The sequence below is a fragment of the Geomonas diazotrophica genome, assembly GCF_019063885.1.
GTDB classification, from domain to species: domain Bacteria; phylum Desulfobacterota; class Desulfuromonadia; order Geobacterales; family Geobacteraceae; genus Geomonas; species Geomonas diazotrophica.
This window is the reverse complement of the sequence record NZ_CP077684.1, coordinates 1,622,029-1,637,918: the sequence shown is the minus strand read 5'-3', so window position 1 is coordinate 1,637,918 and position 15,890 is coordinate 1,622,029. Positions and strand designations below refer to the sequence as shown.

Below are 15,890 nucleotides of genomic sequence, written 5' to 3'. Positions count from 1 at the left end.
AAGGGTGGCAGGTAGTGCCACGCAAGGTGGGTATCAAAAGGGGCGCCTGCCGCGGAAGGCGTGATCACGCAGGCGGGGCGACTTCAGCGAGGCTTCTCTTCATGGGCTGGCAGTAGCATAGGAAGAGTGAAATAGAAGGTGCTTCCTGCGCCTTCGCAACTTTCAGCCCAGATCCGTCCCCCCAGTTTTTCGACGATCTGGCGGGTAAGAGCAAGCCCAAGCCCGGTCCCCCCGTGCCGCCGGGTCAGGGACGAATCGACCTGGGTGAACCTGCCGAAGATCCTCTCCAGCTGGTCATCCGGAATGCCGATCCCGGTATCGCGCACCGAGAAAAGGATCATCCCCTCCTCCCCCGCCGCTCCCGCGGGGCTCACCTTCAGCTCTATCTCGCCCTGCTCCGTAAACTTCAGCGCGTTTCCCAGCAGATTCACCAGCACCTGCCGCAGCCTCCCCTCGTCGCCAGTTATCACTTCAGGCAGCGTCGGGGCGATCTCTGAAATCAGGCGCAGCCTCTTTTCTTCAGCCACCACGCAGACAACTTCCAGCGCCGACTTCACTACTCCCTGAAGCGAAAAATGTTTGTGCTCGAAGGTCATCATGCCGGCTTCCATACGCGAAAAGTCGAGGACGTCCGAGATGATCCTCACCAGCGAATCTGCAGAGCGCTTCGCCATCTCGAGCAGGTTTCGCTCCTCAGCTCCGATATCCATGTCCAGAACCAGCTTCATCATCCCCAGGGCCCCCGCAAGCGGCGTACGCATCTCGTGGCTCATGTTGGCCAGAAACTCGGTCTTGGCCCGGTTGGCGGCCTCCGCGTTTTTCTGAGCGACGGCCAGGCGCTTCCCGGTCTCCAGCAGGGCAGCCTCGTACTGTTTCCTCTCCTCGATCTCAAGCAGCAACAGCTCGTTGCTCTCTCTCAGGGCCGCGGTCCTGTCCTTCACCTCTTGTTCGAGCTGTTCCTGTTGACTCCTGAGCTCCTCCTCGGCGATGCGCCTGGCGGCGATCTCGCCAATCAGTTGCACGTTCAGTTGCTCCACCTGTTCCTTGGAGCGCTCCAGCGTCTCTATAACCTCCCTGTTCTCGTATCGAAGCAGCAGCGAAGTGCGGTTGATCCCGTAGTTATGCAATGAAATCCGCCACAGCAACGCGCCGAACAGGACGACCATGGCGGCCATGACAAAGTGGAAGGTGTCGTTCATCAGGACGAAGTGCAGGGCCAGAGGCGTGAGGGTCGGGACCGCGAACGCGGGGAAAGCAAGCCGCACCGTTGCGAAAGTCGACGATGCCCCGGAAGCCATGCCACCGAGCACGAAGGCGAGGAATACCTGGTGCGCCAGTTCCCCGTTGGTATAGGGAAGCGCCCCGATGCTCCCCCAGCACCCGCCTGTCATCAAAAGCCCGACCAGGAACCTGTTGGCCCAAAGACGAGCCTGCGACGGCTCGCGTCTACTTTTCAGGTAGCCGAAGATGAGAAAGGCTCGCGAGAGCGTGACCGCGAGGATCATCGTCAACCAGATGACCAGGTGGCCTAGCCGCATAACGTCCTTCAGCACGAAAAAAACCAGCACTGAGTTCACGGCCGTCGCCAGCAGTCCAGCAGGCGCAAGCCGGTACAGTTGCTGAACCTGTTCGGGGAAGATCTGCTCCTGGAGCCGATCAAAGTTTTGCAAGCGACTGGAATCCATGTCATTCGCGCCATCTTTACTCATGCGAATTACCTCTGTGCCCTGCAAGAAACCACGAGTATCAAGCCACGTTAACATATCATAATGAACTGCAAATTAAACCGCGGTGACATGGAACCTTGTCGCCCGAAGCCGGAGACACACCTCACGGAGTCCCTGTCGGACAAAAACCAGGTGCGGCGAAAGAGTATGCTTTCCAGGTGATTTGCCGAGGCGTCCCTCCCCCGGAGAGTCGAGGGGCGCCGACCGCCACTTTAGCGCCTGGAATACGACGCGTAACGGACTGTGCCGCTGAAGAGGAAGTGAATGAAAGTTGGTGAGTAACGTGGTGGAGGTAACTTGGGAGGGTCACTTCGTTTGCGGCGGGTAGTCCTGTTCCAGAAATGACAGCAGTAAATCGAGGTTTAACGGCTTGGAGAGGTAGTTGTCCATCCCGGCATCAAGGCATTGCTGCCTGTCTTCCTCAAGGGCATGGGCAGTGAGGGCGATGATCGGGATATGCCCTCCTTTTACCGCTTCCTTCCCTCTGATGATCTTTGTGGCGCTCAGTCCGTCCATCCCGGGCATCTGTACATCCATGAAAATAAAATCGAAACCGTCCTGCTCCCACTTTCCCACGGCTTCGCGCCCGTTGTCGACACCCAGACAGTCGTGGCCCAGCCGCGACAGCAGTGTAACCATCATCTGCCGTATGGTCGGGTCGTCTTCAGCGATCAATATCCGCATGCCGACCTCCTGAACAGGAGCAGAAATGAAGATTTCCAGCCCGTTACAAGATAACATCGGCGCCGCAAAAGTAAAGAACGCTAATCAAGCCCAGTAGGCGGGCAGTAGTCGACCGAAGCAGGCAGGGCTATCTCTGTCACTTCTGATTTTTCGTGAACACCACGGTCATTTCGTCCTTCAGCTCCAACTTGATACCAGGGATCGCCTTCACTGCTTCCCTTATTTCATCGAGAGACTCGAAGCGCATCTGACGCAGTTTTTCCAGGTCGGACGGTTCAGTGCTGCCAAGCCGGGCCATATCCATCTCGAAAACGGTGAGACGGTTGCCGTCGCGATGAGTCGCGTCCGTGCTGAGTATAGTGCCATTCACCTCGACCGCGAGACTGAACTTCATCCCCATGAACATTTCAACAAGCTCCCTCGTCTTCTCGTCTGGTTGACCGGGGGGAGAGTAGATTTCCGGGGCATCCTCCACATCCGAAGCGGTCTGCAAGGGGGGAGTGAAAACTTCAGGAGGATTTTCAGCAACGACGGTCACTTTTTCGGATTGGGCCGGGGACGGCGCTGCATGGACAATGGCAGAGTTTTGTGACTTGGCGAAAACCATGGTCAGAGTCGACGTCGCTCCCTTCTTGAAGTGGAAGCTGACGAAGGGGGTGCCCGGCTCACTGCCGGCTCCGCCTGCACCGAAACCGCTGTTCTTTCGGTGCGGAAGCTTCAGGGCGTTGATATCCCTGAAATTATAGGTTGCCTGGTATCCCTTGTACTCAGGGGTCTCCACACTCTTACCGGAATGGTACGTTACCCCCTTCCCCATAGCTTGCGCCTGTTTCCTGAGGGCGTCGGGTTGGAACACATCGAAGGGGTTGCTCTTGCCGGCGCCGCCACCCAGGCCGCGCATGGCTTCGTCAAGCTTGGCGAGCACCTTTTTGCTCAGCAGCATGGTTTCTTCAACCGTGCCGCTCCCGTCGGGATTAACGCGAACCACCGTACTGACCTGAAAGCAGCCGGTTAACAGAAACAGCATCACTGCTACGATCAGCCGCTGAAATACTTTCATACTTCCCTCCGCTTCAGAAACTGGCTTTACTTCACCTTCCATCATGCCATCGGCTGCCTGACGATCGTTTTCCATTTCTCCGGCGCGGCCCGGCGCATGTCGCCGAGATAAATCTCGTGGTGCTTGCCCACCCTCCTACTGCCACAACTCTCGATAAAGGCATGAACCTTCTCGATGGTAGGCCCTTCTTCAGAGAACGGGCCGACGTGCATGATCTGAGCGACTCTCCCCTCTTCGAGGGCCTCAAACCGCACCCGAGACAGGGCTGCAATCTTCTTCTTCCGCTGCACCTCTTGCGCGGCCTCTTCTACCGATGTCGGGGTGACAAGCTCGGGCTGCATGATCATTGCAGTCCATTTCCAGGCTCCCTTGTCCCCCGTGATGAATGCAGACATATCGTCTGCCCACCAGAGAGCCTGGAGCGGCAGCACTCGGTAATCAATGGCACTGGGTCCCTTCTTGACCATGAACTTGAGCGTGTAGGAAAGCGTGAACAGCGCTTCCACTGCCTCCTTGAAAGCCAGTGAGGTATTCGGGTCGCCTGCACCGTCGACCATGAGGTAGTTCAGGGCCGGTACCTCGACAATCTCCACCTGCTTTGCGGAAGGGGCGTAGAGATGCTTTAACTGTTTCAGGTAGTCGATCTTTGGCATTGCGATCTCCGTTGTCACAGTTGTTCCGGCTCGGCAAAAGAAGAGCCGTGCGACGGCTGTAATGGTATCAGACTTTTTAACCGAACATCACACCGCTCTGCTAAAAAACCACTAAGATAAGAGGCATATTTACCAGTATGCTGAAACACCCTGCAGCAGCCCCGACCACGGTCTTGGTCCGGCTGTGCAGCCCCGGTTTGGGTTATTGACAGCATACTGATTATATGCATAATGATCACCCTGCCGCAGGTTCATTTTGCACGGCAAATCATGCCGTTAAGCAGCAACCGTTACGAGGGAAGAGCCATGGACGAAACGAAGTCCCCCCCCATCGATATCGAAAAGACGGTCGGATTCCTGTTGGCGAAGGCATACCAGCGTGCCTGCCTCATCTTCAAGGAACACTTCGAGGAACACGACCTTACCCCGCAGCAGTTCGGCCTTCTTGGCTTTCTCTGGCGGGAGGACGGCCTCAGCCAGGCGCTGCTTTCAGCAAAAAGCCAGATAGACCGTACCACTATGGGCGGTCTCATCGACCGGCTCGAAAAGGAGGGGTTGGTGGTCCGAAAGACCGACCCGGTCGACCGCCGCGCCTACCGTATCTGCCTCACCGAAAAGGGGAAGGCACTGGAACCGCTCCTGGCCCCCCTCGCCTTGCGGGCCCAGGAGATGTTCATCGCCAAGCTCGAGCCGCAGGAGGTGGAGACCTTGAAATCCCTGCTGGAAAAGATCCGCAATTAGATTTTGGAGCTTTCATGCATTTAGTCATTGTTCTGCTGGCTCTGCTCTGCTGTGGGGAAGCCAACACGGCCCATGCCCAGACCCTCACCCTCAGGGAGGCCCTCGACCGCGCCGCCGCCACCAGCCAAGGGCTCAAATCGGCCTCGCACGAGGTGGAGATCGCCCGCGAGCAGGTGAACGTGGCCCGCTCCACGAGACTGCCACGCATCGACCTGCAAGGGGGCTACGTCGCCCAGGCCAAGGCCCAGGCTTTCAAGTTCGGGACCAACTCCCAGGAGACCCAGGACCCTCGCTATCCCTTCTTCAACTTCAGCGTCTACCAGACCCTGTACGACTTCGGCCGCACCAGGGCCAACGAGGGTATCGCCAGGATGCGCGGCGAGGCAGCGCGTTACTCCTATTCGGGGAACGAGCAGGAGCTCTTCCTGCAGGTCGTGCAGGCGTACTACGGGATCATGACCGCGCAGAAACTGGTGCAGGCCGCCTCAGACGAGGTGGTGCAGATGGAATCGCACCAGAAGACGGCCCAGGCGCTCTTCGACGAGGGGGTGGTCACCAGGAACGACCTGCTGCAGGCGGAGGTGCGCGTCGCCTCCAGCCGCCAAAACGTCCTTAGTGCGCAGAACGAGGTGGAGAACGGTTGGCTGCTCCTGAACTACCTCACCGGCGCGGCACCCGGTTTCCGGGCCGAACTGAAGGACGAGTCGCAACTCCCGCAACTGCCGAGTACGAGCGCTCAACCCGACCTCTCCAGTCGGGGGGAAATCGCCGCGCAGAAGGCTCTCCTCGGCGCAGACGAGTTCGCCGTCACGGAGGCCAAGACCAGCCACTACCCCGAATTCTTCGCCAAGCTGGGCGTGGACTACCTCTCCAACAGCAAGGTACGCGAACAGGCCATCACAGCGGTGACAGTCGGCTTCAAGGTGAACCTCTTCGATGGCCCCGCTTCCGCAGCAAGGGTGAGGCAGGCGGTCCAGGCCCGTTCCAGGGATGAGGAGAGACTGAGGGATCTGGAGGATAGGACGAGGCTCGAATACGCCATGGCAGTGAACGATCTGAAGGTCGCCGACGCCCGGATCAAGGTCGCCGAGAAGGCCATCACCCAGGGGGTTGAGAACCTGCGCATCACCAAGGACCGCTACCAGGAGCACGTCGGCACTGCGACCGAAGTGGTGGATGCCCAGACGCTGCTGACCAAAACCAGGACCGACTACTACCGCAGCGTGTTCGACCTCCAGGTCGCCGCAGCCAGGGTCAAGAGGGCGACTGGCGAGCTGTAACCGCCCCACCAACACCATCGACGGGACTGCGACCCGATGCTCGGCCGCACCCGGTACCGGAGATACGCACATGGCAGATGAAACAACTGAACCGACAACGGCACCCGCAAAGGGCGGACTGAGCAAGAAGCAGCGCGGCGGCATCGTCCTTTTGATACTCATACTGGTCGGCTCCCTCTTCGCCGTCCGCCAGTGGGTGCGCAGCAAAACCCACATAGAGACCGACAACGCCTTCGTAGAGGCCCACGTCCACTCGGTCGCCAGCCGGGTCCCGGCCCTTGTGCAGCGGATCGCCGTGGTGGACAACCAGTTCGTGCACAAGGGGGATCTCCTGGTCGAACTGGACCCGGGCGACTACCAGGCACGACTGAAGAGCGCTGCCGCCTCCCTGGAGATGGCCAAGAACGAAACCTCCGGCGACTACGCGGAGGTGGAGAGTGCGCGCGCCAACGTGGGGCTCGCCGCTGCCCGCCTGGACCAGGCGAACCTCGACCTGAAGCGCGCCGAGGCGCTCTACGCGAAGGAAGTCATTCCCAGGGAGCAGCTGGACCGCGCCCGGACCGCGCAGAAGGTGGCCCAGGCCCAGGTCAGGGAAGCGCAGGAATCGGAGAATCGCGCCAAGGCCATGATCGGCATGTCCGGCAGCGGTTCAAAGGACGCCCGGGTCGCGCAGAAGCAGGGGGATTTGGAGACCGCGAAGCTCAATCTCTCCTACACCCGGATCGTGGCTCCCAGCGACGGCTACGTGACCAGGAAAGGGGTGGAGGTGGGGAACTACGTGCAGCCCGGGCAGGCGCTCATGGCAATCGTCCCCCTGGAGGACGCCTGGATCACGGCGAACTACAAGGAGAGCCAGTTGACCAACGTGCGTCCGGGACAGGAGGTCGACTTCACCGTGGACGGCTATCCCGGCCGCCACTTCACCGGGAAGGTCGAGAGCCTCATGGCGGGTACCGGAGCGGCCTTCTCCCTGCTCCCCCCTGAAAACGCCACCGGCAACTACGTGAAGGTGACCCAGAGGATACCGGTGCGCATCGCCATCGACAGGAAGAGCGACCCCGAGCATCTGCTGCGCGTCGGCATGAGCGTCGTCCCGACCATTCTCACCGGGAAGACCTTCGGGCAGGTGGTCGGGTTCGGGCAGTAGGGGCATGAACAGGGTGAACATCCTCTGGCGGTTAGATGAAGACCTCTGAAGAAAAAAACATCAACAAGTGGCTGATCACCATCACGGTGATGCTTCCCGCCATCATGGAGATCGTCGACACCTCGGTGGCCAACGTTGCGCTCCCGCACATGCAGGGAAGCCTCAACGCCGGGACCGACGAGATCACCTGGGTGCTCACCTCCTACCTGGTGAGCAACGCCGTCGTGCTCCCCATGACCGGGTGGCTGGCGCGCATGTTCGGCCGCAAGCGCTTCCTGATAACCTGCATCACCCTCTTCACCCTCGCTTCCCTCATGTGCGGCGCCGCTCCCTCGCTTGGGCTGCTCATCTTCTTCAGGGTGCTCCAGGGAGCAGCCGGCGGCGCGCTGATCCCGATGAGCCAGGCGATCATGATGGAAACCTTCCCCCCCTACCAGCAGGGGATGGCGATGGCGATCTTCGGCGTCGGCGCCATGTTCGGCCCCATCATCGGCCCGGCCCTTGGGGGGTGGATCACCGACAACATGAGCTGGCGCTGGATCTTCTACATCAACATCCCGATCGGCATCATCGCCGTGGTCATGGCCACCTTCTTCATCTACGACCCGAGCTACCTGAAGCGGGGCAAGGTCAGCATCGACTATTGGGGCCTGGCGCTTTTGACGGTGGGGCTCGGAGCGCTGCAGATCGTGCTGGACAAGGGACAGCAGGATGACTGGTTCAATTCCGGCTTCATCATCGCCTGCTCGGTGCTCACCGCCGTCTCGCTGGCGGCGCTGGTCTACGTCGAACTCACCCACCCGCATCCGATCGTGAACCTGCGCCTGTTCAAGAACGTCTCCTTCTCCGCCGGCAACCTGGTGATGTTCGCCGTCGGCTTCTGCCTGTACAGCTCGATCATGCTGATACCCCTCTTCCTGCAGACGCTCATGGGGTACAACGCCACCATGGCCGGCATGGTCCTCGCGCCGGGGGGGATCGCCACCCTCATCTGCATGCCGTTTGTAGGGGCGATCATCCAGCGCTACGACGGCAGGAAGGTCGTCTTCACCGGGCTTATCATCGCCGCCTACTCCATGCACATCATGCAGGGGTTCACCCTGGAGGCCGCCTACCCGGACTTCGTCTGGCCGCGCGTGGTGCTCGGCATCGGGCTGGCCATGATCTTCGTGCCGCTCACCACGGTGACCCTGGCCACCATTTCCAAGGAGGAGATGGGGAACGCTACCGGGATTTTCAGCCTGCTGAGGAATATCGGCGGCAGCGTCGGCATCGCCATTTCCGCCACGCTGCTGGCGCGCTACTCGCAGTTCTACCAGACCAGCCTGGTTGCCCACGTGAATCCGTACAACCCGCAGGCGCAGTCGCAGATCGCCATGCTGAAGGGGGCCCTGATGGGGCGCGGCATGGACCAGGTGGCAGCGGAAAAGGGAGCCTTCGCCATCATCTACGGCAAGGTCGTCAGGCAGGCTTACATGCTCTCCTACAACCGTATCTTTTTCATCGTCGGGATCGCCTTCGTCGTGATCATTCCGCTGCTGCTTCTGTTGAAGAAGCCGCAGAAGCACCTTCCCCCCGGCGCGGCGCATTAAAGCAGGATAGCGCTCTATCCCTCACCCCTACCCTCTCCCAGAGGGAGAGGGAGGATGGACAGCCCCCCTCACATCACACGCTCCATAGCTTCTATCCCCTCTCTCCCGGGAGAGGGAGGATGGGCACCGGGAGAGGGAGGATGGGCACCCCTCACACGCTTCCTTGCTTCTATCCCCTCTCCCTCCGGGAGAGGGTGCCCGAAGGGCGGGTGAGGGAGATGCCACCACGCGTGCGGAAACAACTACCGATCGGCAACCATAAAAAAAGGCGGGGGAACGCATCCCCCGCCTTTTCTATTTTCACCTGGCCTTGCGGCCGCTATTTCTTCTTATCCGCCTCTTCGGCCAGCCGTTTCTCCTGGGCCTGCCTGGCCTGATCCATCTCGGCCCAATGCGCGTCCCAGTCCTTTTTCCTGATGAAGTACAGACCGACGCTACCCAGCACGATGCAGACCCCGAAGAAGAACTGCATGACCTTGAACCCTTCGGCTACTCCGTAGACCATGCACCCCACGCCGACCAGGCCGAGCAGGAAAGGAGCACTGAAGATGAGGCTGACCAGGGACTGCTTGTCTTTGTTTTCCGCCATTGCTTCCCCTTTTACGTTCTTTGGGCGAGGTTTCTAGTCCTTGCGGCTCATCACCTCGATCAGGTGGTAGCCGAACTGGGTCTTCACCGGGCCGAGCACCTTGCCGACCTCGCCGCTGAAAACCACCTTGTCGAACTCGGCGACCATCTGGCCGGGGCCGAACTCGCCCAGACGTCCCCCCTGGTTCCCCGAAGGGCAGAGGGAATTGGCGCGCGCCACCTCCCCGAACTCCTCTCCCGCTTCGATACGGCTCTTCAAGGCAACGCAGGCTTCCTCGGTCGCCACCAATATGTGACGTGCTGTAGCTCTCGCCATCTCCATCTCCTTTAGTTGATCTGTTGGGGACCGGCTCCTCAGGTGCCTGTCCCCCTAGGTTGTCTTAGGCGTAGCGTACCAGTTCGGACATGTCGCGCACGGCGCGGTCCAGGCCGACCAGGATGGCCCGGGACATGATGGAGTGGCCGATGTTGAACTCCTCGATGCCGCCAATGGCCGCCACTTTCTTCACGTTGGTGTAATTCAGGCCGTGCCCGGCATTGACCCCGATGTCGAGCTTCCTGGCCAGTTTCACCGCGTTCTCGATCTTGATCAGCTCCAAGTTCTCTTCCTTCCAGGTGGGGGCGTCGGAGAAGGAACCGGTGTGGATCTCGATGTAATCGGTGCCGATCTTGTTGGCCGCCTTGATCTGGTCCGGGTCCGGATCGATGAACAGACTGACGATGATCCCCCCCGCCTGCAGCTTCTCGATGGCGACCTTGAGCGCTTCCTGGTGGATCCTGACGTCGAGTCCCCCCTCCGTGGTCAGCTCCGCCCTCTTCTCCGGGACCAGGGTGCAGCATTCCGGCTTAACCGCCAACGCGATGGCGACCATCTCATCGGTGGCAGCCATCTCCAGGTTCAGCCTGGTCTTCACGGTCTGGCGCAGGATCTTCAGGTCGCGGTCCTGGATGTGCCTGCGGTCCTCGCGCAGGTGAATGGTGATCTGGTCGGCGCCGGCCAGTTCGGCGATGGCGGCGGCAGCCACCGGATCCGGCTCGACCCCACCGCGCGCATTGCGCAGGGTTGCCACATGGTCGATATTGACTCCCAGTCTAGCCACGGTTCTCACCTCCCAGGGCATCGGACGCGGTCTGCGCGATCTCGTTGGCCCAATTGCGGATAGTCGCCTCGTCGTTGCCTTCCAGCATGATGCGCAGGAGCGGCTCGGTGCCGGACCAGCGGATCAGCACCCTCCCCTCCCCTTTCAACTTCTCCTCGACGTCGTTGATCACCTTGGCTACCTCGGGAATCTGCATCACGTCGGTCTTCTGCGGCAGACGCACGTTGACCAGCACCTGCGGCAGGGAGTGCATCACCAGGGCGAGCTCGGAGAGGCGCTTTTGGCGCCGCTGCATGATGGCGAGCACCTGCAGCGCGGAGAGGATGCCGTCTCCGGTGGTGTTGTGGTCCAGGAATATCATGTGCCCGGACTGCTCGCCCCCGAGGTTGTAGCCCCCCTTCAGCATCTCTTCGACGACGTAGCGGTCACCCACGGCGGTCTTGATCACCTCGCCGCCGGCGCGCTTCATGGCGATGTCGAGCCCCATGTTGCTCATCACCGTTGCCACCAGGGTGTTTTTGTTCAGAGTCCCCTGCCGCAGCATCTCGGTGGCGCAAATGGCCATGATCTTGTCGCCGTCCACCACGTTGCCGTACTCGTCCACGAAGATGACGCGGTCGGCGTCACCGTCGAGGGCGACCCCCAGGTCGGCGCCGTGCTGCTTCACCGCCTCGCTCATCACCTCGGGGTGCAGCGAACCGCAATCCGCGTTGATGTTGGTGCCGTTGGGCTTGACGCCGAGAGAAATCACCTCGGCCCCGAGCTCCTCGAACACCGCCGGTGCCACCTTGTAGGCGGCGCCGTTGGCGCAGTCGAGCACGATCTTCAGCCCGGAGAGGTCCAGGTCCTTGGGGAAGGTGCTCTTCAAAAATACGACGAAACGCCCCTGGGCATCGTCGATGCGGTAGGCCTTCCCCACCTCTTTCGCGGTAGGGCGCAGGGAGTCGATGCGCTTTGAGAAGATCAGTTCCTCGATCATCAGCTCGGTCTCGTCGGGGAGCTTGAAGCCGTCGCGCGAGAAGAACTTGATGCCGTTGTCCTCGAAGGGGTTGTGCGAGGCGGAGATGACCACGCCGGCGTCGGCGCGCATCGAGGAGGTGATGTTGGCGATGCCGGGGGTCGGCAGCGGGCCGACCAGGAGGACGTCCACACCCATGGAGCAGATGCCGGCCATGAGGGCGCTCTCCAGCATGTAGCCGGAGAGGCGGGTGTCCTTGCCGATCACGATGCGGTGACGCTTCTTGCCGTTTTTGAATATGTACGCGGCGGCGCGCCCGATCTGCATGGCCATCTCCGCCGTCATCGGGTAGACGTTGGCCACTCCGCGGACACCGTCGGTACCGAAAAGCTTCTTCATCAGTTTCACCTCTAATTGATTTGTTTGCAGTTACTCGTCTCCCCTCTCCCGTAGCGGGAGGGAGAGCCGGTAGAGAAGCAAGTGGCTATTTCTCCCTGGCGGCCAGCACGAAGCTCGCCGTGGCCGGCGCCACGTGTACCACCTTGATCTCCGGGTCCAGGTTGAACTCGGCCTCTTTCAGCGAAACCTGCTGCAGCCCCGGCTGCGCACCGGCCAGGTCTATATCGCAGCGGGTCTGATGGAAGGGAAGCAGGAACAGCAGAATGCGCGGCCCGGCCACCACCACCTCGACCTCGGCGGGGGCCGCTCCGTCCAGCTTCAGCCCGGCCGGCATCCTGTGCAGATTGACCGGCAGCACGAGCAGCATCTCGCCCGGGCGCTCCAGGATCACGCTGAGCCAGATCAGCACGGACAGGAGCACCGAGAGGACCTTCACCCCCTTGAGCCATTCGCGTCCCTTGACATGCGCCGTCATTTAAGCCACCTCGGCTCGACCAGCCTGCGCAGGGTCTTGCCCAGCGAGGGCATGTCGATCACATCGGTCTTCTTGCCAGCCACGATCACCGAGGCGGTGCCGGTCTCCTCGGAAACGACCACGACTACGGCGTCGACCAGTTCGGTGAGCCCGATGGCGGCGCGGTGGCGGGTCCCGAGGCTCTTGCTCACCTCGAGGTTCTGGGTGAGCGGCAGGAAACACCCCGCCTTGGTCAGCTTGCCGTGCTGTATGATCACCGCGCCGTCGTGGATGGGCGAATACGGCAGGAAGATCGAAGAGATCAGCTCGCTGGTCACCTTGGCGTCGATATCGGTGCCGACCGCCAGGTAGCTGTCCACGGAGATGGCCCGCTCGATCACGATGAGCGCCCCGATCTTCTTCTGGGCCAGTCCCGCCACCGCGAACACCAGCTCGTCGATCACGTCGGACATCTCGACGTCCTTCTCGGTGCGGCTTCTGGCCAGCGTAGCGAACGCCCTGCGGATGTCGGTCTGGAAGATGACCGCGAGCCCCACGACGGACGATGCGAGGATGAGGTCGACGATGAGCCGGACGGTCTGCAGGGAGAAGAAGCGCGCCAGAAGATGCAGGGCGACGAGGCCCGAAAGGATGGCGAGGATGCGCAGCGCGAGCACCCCCTTGAGCAGTCGCGCCAGCCTGGAGACGATCAGTATCGCTAGCGACAGGTCCAGAAGGTCCCGCAGTATGCCTATGTTTTGCAGGAAAGAATTCATCCGCACCGGTCGGGAAGCTGAGCTTCCGGTTTCCGGGTGCGGCTACATGAGCGCCCGCGTCATCAAGGCGACGTCCCTCATGGCAGCCACGTCATGCACCCGTACGATGGTGGCCCCGTGCACGATCGACATAGCGACCGCTGCAGCGGTGCCAAATACCCTCTCTACCCCGTCCCTGCCGGTGACGGCCCCGATGAACGACTTACGGGAAGGACCGACCAGTATGGGACGTCCCAGCGGCAGGAACTCCTCGAGCCGCTTGATCAGTTCCAGGTTCCCCTGGACGCTCTTGCCGAAACCAAGCCCCGGGTCGATCACTATCCGCGCCTCGGGAACTCCCGCTTTCCTCGCCAGGGCGATCGACTCTTCCAGGTACGCCCTGACATCGGCGATCAGGTCGTCGTAGCCCGTGTCCTTCTGCATGGTGTCGGGCATGCCCCGGGTGTGCATCACCACGACTCCGGCATCGGCTGCCGCCACCACGGCGGCCATCTCGGGATCGAACATGAGACCTGTGACGTCGTTGACGATCTCCGCCCCGGCGGCGCAGGCCGCCTCAGCAACCCCGGCCTTGTAGGTATCGATGGAGATCGGAGCGGTGATCCGGCCCTTCAGCGCCTCTATAACGGGAAGCACCCGGTCCAGTTCCTCCTGCAGGGTGACGGCGGGAGCGTTGGGCCGGGTGCTTTCGCCCCCGATATCTATGATGTCGGCACCCGCCCGCTCAAGCTCGCAGGCACGCTCCACGGCGGCCTCGAGGGAGAAGAAGCGCCCCCCGTCCGAGAAGGAGTCCGGAGTCACGTTCAAAATGCCCATGATCTGCGGACGCTCCAGGGACAGGGTGCGGCGGGACAGTTCCCACTCCTGCGCCTTGATCATCAGTCGGCTGCGACAGGCTCGGAAGCGATCTCTTTGCCCTCGATGATGCGGTCGACCTCCTCGCCGGTCAGGTTTTCCTTCTCGATGAGCGCGTGGGAGATGCGGTGCAGGGAGTCAAGGTTCCCCTTCAACAGTTCCTGCACTCGCGCGTAGTTCTGCTCGACGATGAGCCTGATCTCGTGGTCGATCTCGATGGCGGTCGCCTCGGAGTAGTTCTTCTGGTGTGCCATGTCGCGGCCGAGGAAGATCTGCTCGTCCTTCTTGCCGAAGGAAACCGGGCCGAGCTTCTCGCTCATCCCCCACTCGCACACCATCTTGCGGGCGATGTCGGTGGCGCGCTCGATGTCGTTGCCGGCGCCGGTGGTCATGGAGTTGAAGATGATCTCCTCGGCAACGCGGCCTCCCAGGAGGACGGCGATGCGGTCCAGCAGCGACTCGCGGGAGTAGCTGTGCTTGTCCTCGATCGGGAGCTGCATGGTGACGCCCAGGGCGCGACCGCGCGGGATGATGGAGACCTTGTGCACCGGGTCGGCGCCCGGGATCAGTTTCGCGACCAGGGTGTGACCCGCCTCGTGGTAGGCCGTATTCTTCTTCTCCTCGTCGGAGATGACCATGGAGCGACGCTCGACCCCCATGAGGACCTTGTCCTTGGCGTCGTCGAAGTCGATCATCTCGACCATGCTCTTCTCCTTGCGGGCGGCGAGGAGTGCTGCCTCGTTGACCACGTTGGAGAGGTCGGCGCCGGAGAAGCCCGGTGTGCCGCGAGCGATCACGCCGAGGTCGACGTCCGGTGCGAGCGGGGTCTTCTTGGTGTGCACCTTGAGGATCATCTCGCGCCCCTTCACGTCGGGACGCGGTACCACTACCTGGCGGTCGAAGCGGCCCGGGCGGAGCAGCGCCGGGTCGAGGACGTCGGGGCGGTTGGTCGCCGCGATCAGGATGACCCCCTCGTTGGATTCGAAGCCGTCCATCTCCACCAGGAGCTGGTTCAGGGTCTGCTCGCGCTCGTCGTGACCGCCGCCAAGCCCTGCGCCGCGGTGACGGCCGACTGCGTCGATCTCGTCGATGAAGATGATGCACGGTGCGCTCTTCTTGCCCTGCACGAAGAGGTCACGCACGCGGGAGGCCCCCACGCCGACGAACATCTCGACGAAGTCGGAACCGGAGATGGAGAAGAAGGGAACCCCGGCCTCACCCGCGATGGCGCGGGCCAGGAGGGTCTTGCCGGTGCCCGGAGGGCCCATGAGCAGGACCCCTTTCGGGATGCGTCCCCCGAGCTTGGTGAACTTCTTGGGATCCTTCAGGAAGGAGATGATCTCCTCCAGCTCGTCCTTGGCCTCCTCGATGCCGGCCACGTCCTCGAAGGTGATGCGACCCTGGGCCTCGGTGAGGAGCTTCGCACGGCTCTTGCCAAAGGCCATCGCCTTGCCGCCGCCTCCCTGCATCTGGCGCATGAAGAAAATCCAGACCGCGACCAGGAAGATGATGGGGAACCAGGAGACCAGCAGCGAGAACCAGGAGAAATGCTCCTCCTCGGGGCGGGCGGAGACCGCGATCTTCTTCTCGATCAGCTTGTCGGTCAGGTTGGCGTCGGCCGGCTTGAAGGTCCTGAACTCCTTGCCGTCGGCGAACTTGCCGAGGATCTCGTTACCTTGGATGACCACGGAGGCCACGGGGCGGTTCACGTTCTTCACCTTGCCGGTTTCCACCGCTTCGATGAAGTCGCTGTAGTCCAGTTTTTCCTGGGTCGGCTTGGGCTTGTTGAACAGGTTGAACAACAGGATCATCATCAGACTGATAACAAGCCAGAGCGCCAAGTTCTTATAAAATTGATTCAAGTTTCCTCCCGATC

General features: G+C 61.5%; 16 protein-coding genes. 4 read left to right on the top strand and 12 right to left on the bottom strand.

The features are described from left to right. Positions 1–83: 83 nt before the first annotated feature. The 4 genes from KP003_RS07185 to KP003_RS07170 form a co-directional block, all read right to left on the bottom strand. The gene (locus KP003_RS07185) at positions 84–1,670 is read right to left on the bottom strand and encodes a sensor histidine kinase (protein ID WP_239027627.1); all 1,587 of its coding nucleotides are present in this window, start codon (positions 1,668–1,670) and stop codon (positions 84–86) included. A gap of 363 nt (positions 1,671–2,033) precedes the next feature. Next, positions 2,034–2,411, bottom strand: coding sequence for a response regulator (locus tag KP003_RS07180; RefSeq protein ID WP_216498204.1), 378 nt, complete (start codon positions 2,409–2,411; stop codon positions 2,034–2,036). A gap of 136 nt (positions 2,412–2,547) precedes the next feature. Beyond that, positions 2,548–3,546, bottom strand: a complete 999-nt coding sequence (locus tag KP003_RS07175) for a hypothetical protein (protein WP_216498205.1) — start codon at positions 3,544–3,546, stop codon at positions 2,548–2,550. Continuing rightward, on the bottom strand, positions 3,513–4,124 hold the full coding sequence (locus tag KP003_RS07170) for a GyrI-like domain-containing protein (RefSeq protein ID WP_216791272.1): 612 nt from the start codon (positions 4,122–4,124) through the stop codon (positions 3,513–3,515). Before KP003_RS07170 ends, KP003_RS07175 begins: the two co-directional genes overlap by 34 nt. 306 nt (positions 4,125–4,430) lie before the next feature. On the opposite strand from KP003_RS07170, the gene KP003_RS07165 reads away from it, so the two are divergent. The 4 genes from KP003_RS07165 (at position 4,431) to KP003_RS07150 (ending at position 8,884) form a co-directional block, all read left to right on the top strand. Next, a complete protein-coding gene (locus KP003_RS07165) occupies positions 4,431–4,865 on the top strand; it encodes a MarR family winged helix-turn-helix transcriptional regulator (protein ID WP_216498207.1) in 435 nt (144 codons plus the stop codon). Between the two features lie 14 nt (positions 4,866–4,879). Further along, the gene (locus tag KP003_RS07160; protein ID WP_216498208.1) at positions 4,880–6,145 is read left to right on the top strand and encodes a TolC family protein; all 1,266 of its coding nucleotides are present in this window, start codon (positions 4,880–4,882) and stop codon (positions 6,143–6,145) included. A 70-nt stretch (positions 6,146–6,215) separates the two neighbouring features. Then, positions 6,216–7,292 (top strand): HlyD family secretion protein, encoded by a 1,077-nt coding sequence (locus KP003_RS07155; protein WP_216791271.1) that lies wholly within the window; start codon positions 6,216–6,218, stop codon positions 7,290–7,292. 35 nt (positions 7,293–7,327) lie between these two features. Further along, positions 7,328–8,884 (top strand): DHA2 family efflux MFS transporter permease subunit, encoded by a 1,557-nt coding sequence (locus KP003_RS07150; protein WP_216791269.1) that lies wholly within the window; start codon positions 7,328–7,330, stop codon positions 8,882–8,884. Positions 8,885–9,203: 319 nt separating this feature from the next. Here KP003_RS07150 and KP003_RS07145 read toward each other — a convergent pair whose 3' ends face one another. From KP003_RS07145 to ftsH, 8 genes are all read right to left on the bottom strand, one after another. Further along, positions 9,204–9,473, bottom strand: a complete 270-nt coding sequence (locus tag KP003_RS07145; RefSeq protein ID WP_216498212.1) for a hypothetical protein — start codon at positions 9,471–9,473, stop codon at positions 9,204–9,206. 33 nt (positions 9,474–9,506) lie between these two features. Continuing rightward, a complete protein-coding gene (locus KP003_RS07140; protein ID WP_216498213.1) occupies positions 9,507–9,788 on the bottom strand; it encodes a peptidylprolyl isomerase in 282 nt (93 codons plus the stop codon). A 64-nt stretch (positions 9,789–9,852) separates the two neighbouring features. Then, positions 9,853–10,572, bottom strand: a complete 720-nt coding sequence (locus tag KP003_RS07135) for a pyridoxine 5'-phosphate synthase (RefSeq protein WP_216498214.1) — start codon at positions 10,570–10,572, stop codon at positions 9,853–9,855. Then, complete coding sequence (glmM, locus tag KP003_RS07130; RefSeq protein WP_216498215.1) at positions 10,565–11,929, bottom strand: phosphoglucosamine mutase; 1,365 nt, start codon at positions 11,927–11,929, stop codon at positions 10,565–10,567. Before glmM ends, KP003_RS07135 begins: the two co-directional genes overlap by 8 nt. An 85-nt stretch (positions 11,930–12,014) precedes the next feature. Continuing rightward, on the bottom strand, positions 12,015–12,404 hold the full coding sequence (locus KP003_RS07125) for a YbbR-like domain-containing protein (RefSeq protein ID WP_216791265.1): 390 nt from the start codon (positions 12,402–12,404) through the stop codon (positions 12,015–12,017). After that, positions 12,401–13,159 carry a diadenylate cyclase CdaA gene (gene cdaA / locus KP003_RS07120; RefSeq protein WP_216498217.1) on the bottom strand — a complete coding sequence of 253 codons (759 nt, stop codon included), beginning with the start codon at positions 13,157–13,159 and terminating at the stop codon, positions 12,401–12,403. Before cdaA ends, KP003_RS07125 begins: the two co-directional genes overlap by 4 nt. Before the next feature lie 42 nt (positions 13,160–13,201). Next, positions 13,202–14,038, bottom strand: a complete 837-nt coding sequence (gene folP, locus KP003_RS07115) for a dihydropteroate synthase (RefSeq protein ID WP_216498218.1) — start codon at positions 14,036–14,038, stop codon at positions 13,202–13,204. After that, on the bottom strand, positions 14,038–15,876 hold the full coding sequence (gene ftsH / locus KP003_RS07110; RefSeq protein ID WP_216498219.1) for an ATP-dependent zinc metalloprotease FtsH: 1,839 nt from the start codon (positions 15,874–15,876) through the stop codon (positions 14,038–14,040). Before ftsH ends, folP begins: the two co-directional genes overlap by 1 nt. Positions 15,877–15,890: the final 14 nt, after the last annotated feature.